This is a genomic window from Desulfonatronospira sp. (genome assembly GCA_003563255.1).
Lineage (GTDB): Bacteria > Desulfobacterota > Desulfovibrionia > Desulfovibrionales > Desulfonatronovibrionaceae > Desulfonatronospira.
Window position 1 is genome coordinate 1 of sequence record PWSL01000354.1, and the last position, 4,525, is coordinate 4,525.

Below are 4,525 nucleotides of genomic sequence, written 5' to 3' on the forward strand. Positions count from 1 at the left end.
CTTCTTTTGACCTCGCCGGCAGCGGCCATGATGAGTTTGGAGCCCTGGTTCAGGCTTATGCCGGAGTAATCCAGGGTATCCATGGTGGTCCTGGTGATGAAATGCAGGTCCCGGGCAAAATCCATGCGCTGCAGCACATGCTGCACAAAGCGCGGAATATGCCTGGCTGAAATTCCCGGATCATCCTCCAGGGCCGCGATGACCAGGTACTTGGCCAGGGAGGTCTGGCTCTGGCCCAGCAGGTTCATGGCATTGGTCAATAACTCCTGGGGCTGTCTCTGCCTGGCGAAGGGCACATAGCTTTCCCTTCCCACAGCCAGGAGCAGGGGGTGAACCCCTGCAGCGTCCACTGCATGTACCTCGCGCACCCCGCTGAAAACCGTGGGTATGAGCTGGGCTGTAAGTTCATGAATAAGGTCCCCGAAGACTGTATCTTCCTGGGGCGGACGGGCCACAGTGGTAAAGGGCCACACCGCGTCCACCCGGTGGTGCACCTTTTCCACCCGGAGCACGGGAAAATCGTGGCGCAGGCTGTAATAACCCAGATGATCCCCGAATGGACCTTCAGGCAGTTCCCTGCCGGGGACAATGTGGCCCGAAATGCAGAAATCGGCTTCAGCGGGCATGGGCAGGCCGTTGGCGGCCTGGACCATCTTTATCCTGTGCCCGCCCAGGGACCCGGCAAAGACCACTTCCGGGACGTTTTCCGGCAGGGGCATGACCGCGGCCAGGGTCATGGCCGGGGGACCGCCCACAAAGACATTGACCCTGAGAGGCTCGCCCCCCTCCAGGGCCAGCTTGTGATGATACCCGATGCCCCTGTGGATCTGGTAGTGCAGCCCCACTTCCCTGTTGGTCCTGAAATCGTTGCCTGTCAGCTGTACCCGGTACATGCCCAGGTTGGACTGCATGATCCCGGGCCTGGCGGGATTCTCGGAATACACCTGGGGCAGGGTGACGTAAGCCCCGCCGTCCATGGGCCAGGATACCAGCTGAGGCAGGCGCTCGATGGTGGTTTCCCCTCTGGAAATGGGTCCCTGGGAAACGCGTTTGGGCATTGTCCTGGCCAGCATGGGCAGAACATCCAGGTATTTCCAGGGGGCCTTGAAAAAGAGCAGGGGATCGATTTTGAGCTTGAAAAGCCGGTCCAGGGTGTCCAGGGTGTCCCGGAAAATGTAGCGTGCCCGCTGCATGGTACCGAAGACATTTCCGGCCATGGGAAAAGTGGTGTTCTTGACATTGGTGAAAAGCAGGGCCGGGCCTTTATTCTGAAAAACCCGGCGCTGGATGGCACCTGCCTCCAGGTAGGGATCTACTTCCGTGCTGATGCGTACCAGGTCTCCCCTGGCCTCCAGGTCCTCCAGACAATGGCGCATGTTTGTATAACCCAAGTTAAACTCCTGTTGTTGACGTGAACCATTCCTGGGCAGCTGATACCAGGGTGTGCCCGGGTATTTTAAAGACTGCTGATTTCAAAACAAAATCCTGTTGAATCTTGAATCAATGAGCGCTAAAGGTCAAGGCCGGATCAATTGAGCAGCAAAGGACTGCAGAATTAAGGACAAAAAATTATGAACCAGGATATGCAGACGTCCCGTCACCATTCCCGTGGAGCATACCCTTCCCTGCCCCGGGTGGCGGTGGGTGCGGTGGTCAGGCTTGAAGGCAGTTTTCTGCTGGTGCAGAGGGCCAATCCCCCGGCTCAGGGCCAGTGGTCCATCCCGGGAGGCAAGATAAGGCTGGGGGAGAGCATGCAGCAGGCTGCAGAACGCGAGGTCCTGGAGGAGACCGGGCTGACGGTGCGGGCCGGCCGGCCGGTACTTACCTTTGATCTCATCCACCGTGATGAAGCAGGCAACATCCTCTTTCACTACGTCATTGTGGACCTGTGGGCCGAATACTTGAGCGGACAGATCCGGGCTGGAGCGGACGCATCCAGAGCCGCATGGATCCCCCGGGAGAACTTTTCAGACTATAATCTGAGTTCCACCACCCTGGAACTGCTAAGCTCTCTTTAGCACTACAGCGACACTTTGTGTAAATTTTTGCCTCACAGGGGACAGGCACCCCGCACTTATAATTTCAAAGACTCTGAAAACCTGACAGAAAAATAAGTGCGGGGGAGACAGTCCCCTGCGAGTTCAAATAAAGTGTCGCTGTAGTGATAGAATAACCGCTTTATCTGCGGATAACGTAGACATTGCCCTGCCGCATCCACAGATCGATTTTCTTCACCAGCCAGGACCTGATGATCTTCCTGGTCTGGGGGATGAGCACCAGAAGGCCCATGAGATCGGTAATAAACCCCGGGGTCAGAAAGACCAGGCCGGCTGCGAATATGAGAAACGCATCCAGGATGTCGTGAGTGGGCGGAATCCCCTGCTGCAGGTTGGTGCGCAGCCTGAACATGGTGTAGGCCCCCTGCATCCTGGCCAGGAAGGCCCCCACAAAGGCGGTGGCTATGACCAGAGCTATGGTCCACAAGGCCCCTATGTGAGTTCCGATCTTGATCAGTACGTAGATCTCCACAATGGGCAGAATTACAAACGCGGCGAAAATTTTTAAAAACATAATTTTTCTCTGGGTTAATTTACCCTGCCTGTGCCGGTTGTCCCGGCTGTTTGCCTTTTCTCTGGGCGAAATTCGCCCAGTTGGTGAACTGGTAAAGATACAGCATTATCCCGGCCTGAAAAACCATGGAAATAAACATGGCCATCCATATCCCGGTGGCCTCCCGGATGACCAGGTGCCCCAGGATATAGGCCAGAGGTACCCTGATAAGCCAGGAAGCCGCTCCCATGCCGAACATCTGGTAAAGCGTGGCCCCGGCTCCGGTCAGGGCTCCTCCCAGGACCATGGCCACCAGTAGAAAGGGAATGGCCGCCATGTTGTACTGGAGATAATTTACAGCTTCCCGGCTCACCTCCGGGTCCGGAGCCACAAAGCCGGCCACCGGCTCAATCACCTGCCACATGGCAATGGTCAAAAGGCTGACCGAGACCAGGGCCACCAGCATCACCTGGTAACCGATCTTTTTGGCCCCCTGCACGTCCCCCCTTCCCAGGCAGTTGCCCACCAGGATGGAAGCGGTAAAATTAAAGGCCACTCCGGGCAGAAAAAGAAGCGATTCCACCCGCAGCCCCGCGCTCATGCCGGCCAGAGCCACCACACTGCCCACTGGAAGGGCCGCGGTAATGGCAAAAAGCACCAGATAGGCCGAGTGCCACACCACCTGAACCAGGCCTGCGGGCCAGGCCACTTTGAACAGGTAAGGCCAGGCCCTTTTGATCCAGCGCCAGGGGGCAAAGCTTGCGCGCTTCAAAAATCCCTGGCGGTAAAGGATAAACAGGTTGAAGAGCACTCCGCAGAGTACCGCGCCGAAAGTGGTCCAGGCCAGCCCCTTGTAGCCGAGCATGGGAAAACCCCACCAGCCCAGGCCCAGGGCAAAGTCCCCGAAGGTGTTCACCGCGGTCACGATCATCATGGAATACAAAGGAATCATGACCTTCTGCTGCGCCCTGAACATGGCGTTGCAGATGATGAGCAGGTAATACCCGGGCAGAATATACAAAAAAACCTGCAGGATATACCCGGCCACGGGCAGGACCTCGTCGGAAAGCTGCAAAAGGTCCAGCAGGACATCTTTCAACAGAAGTCCCGCCGCCAGAAAAACAAATCCCAGGCAGACGCCGATCTCTAAGCCCAGCCCGATGTATCTCTTCACCCGGAGCATGAGCCCCGCCCCCCAGGACTGGCTTATGGCGGCAACGCTGCCGTTGGCCAGGGCTATGGCCACCACCAGGAAAAAGAAAAGGGCCTGGGTGATCATGCCCATGCTGGCCTGGACTTCGCGCCCCAGGCGTCCCGCCACCCACACGTCCACAAATCCTATGAGGAAGTGAAAGAACATCATGAGCAGCTGCGGCCAGGCCAGGGTCCAGATGGTTCTGTATGAGCCTTTTTCAGGCATTAAGACCCGAGTCCAGAATTTTGCATTTCATGTGACACATTGATGAGTTGTATCTGTTCAGCGCTTTGCATGTGGCATGGGGACTGGCTCTCCCCGCACTTATTTTTAATGCCTGTCAATCATCCTTTGAAAAAATAAGTGCGGGGGTGCCTGTCCCCTGCTTTCCTTAAAAGCGCTAAACAGATACGATGAGTTAAAAAGCCCTGGCCTGCCCCTGGCATGGGGGACTTATCAAAAAAGCACATCCACAAGACCCTTTCCCCACAGGGCCATGAGCCAGCTTTCCACCACCAGGAGCCCGGCGGTGATTCCGAAAAGAAAATCCACCCGCTGCAGGCTTTCCTGCATGTCCACCGCCCTGAGGGTCAGGATGCCCAGCCCGAAACCTGCAGCCAGGCCGAAGAGGTGCGCCCCCACGTCGGTATTCTCACCCCCCACACCCAGCATGGCCAGCAGGGCCAGACCCAGGACAAAGGCATTGCCCATGGACAGCCTGGAAAATTTTACAGAGTGTATGGACATGATGCCCACCGCTGCAAACACGGCCGTGGAAAA

Annotated in this window: 4 protein-coding genes and 1 pseudogene; 1 reads left to right on the forward strand and 4 read right to left on the reverse strand. The window is 57.0% G+C overall.

Going from position 1 to position 4,525, the window contains the following annotated elements; all coding sequences use genetic code 11:
* Nucleotides 1-1,391 (reverse strand): UbiD family decarboxylase (locus QZP87_RS10265; RefSeq protein ID WP_291322830.1); only part of this gene is annotated, 1,391 nt, incomplete at its 3' end.
* Between the two features lie 180 nt (nucleotides 1,392-1,571).
* Here QZP87_RS10265 and QZP87_RS10270 point away from each other — a divergent pair.
* Nucleotides 1,572-2,018 (forward strand): NUDIX hydrolase, encoded by a 447-nt coding sequence (locus QZP87_RS10270; protein WP_291322831.1) that lies wholly within the window; start codon nucleotides 1,572-1,574, stop codon nucleotides 2,016-2,018.
* A 160-nt stretch (nucleotides 2,019-2,178) separates the two neighbouring features.
* Here the strand turns inward: QZP87_RS10270 and QZP87_RS10275 are convergent, their stop codons facing one another.
* The 3 genes and pseudogenes from QZP87_RS10275 to QZP87_RS10285 all read right to left on the reverse strand — a co-directional run.
* The gene (locus QZP87_RS10275; protein WP_291322832.1) at nucleotides 2,179-2,571 is read right to left on the reverse strand and encodes an FxsA family protein; all 393 of its coding nucleotides are present in this window, start codon (nucleotides 2,569-2,571) and stop codon (nucleotides 2,179-2,181) included.
* A gap of 19 nt (nucleotides 2,572-2,590) precedes the next feature.
* The gene (locus QZP87_RS10280) at nucleotides 2,591-3,970 is read right to left on the reverse strand and encodes an MATE family efflux transporter (protein ID WP_291322833.1); all 1,380 of its coding nucleotides are present in this window, start codon (nucleotides 3,968-3,970) and stop codon (nucleotides 2,591-2,593) included.
* 231 nt (nucleotides 3,971-4,201) lie between these two features.
* Nucleotides 4,202-4,525: pseudogene (locus QZP87_RS10285) on the reverse strand (hypothetical protein); the annotation flags it as partial.

Bases quoted from the DNA above. Each gene is read 5' to 3' on its own strand.
- QZP87_RS10270 (WP_291322831.1), top strand. From the start codon at position 1,572: ATGAACCAGGATATGCAGACGTCCCGTCACCATTCCCGTGGAGCATAC.
- QZP87_RS10275 (WP_291322832.1), bottom strand. From the start codon at position 2,571: ATGTTTTTAAAAATTTTCGCCGCGTTTGTAATTCTGCCCATTGTGGAG.
- QZP87_RS10280 (WP_291322833.1), bottom strand. From the start codon at position 3,970: ATGCCTGAAAAAGGCTCATACAGAACCATCTGGACCCTGGCCTGGCCG.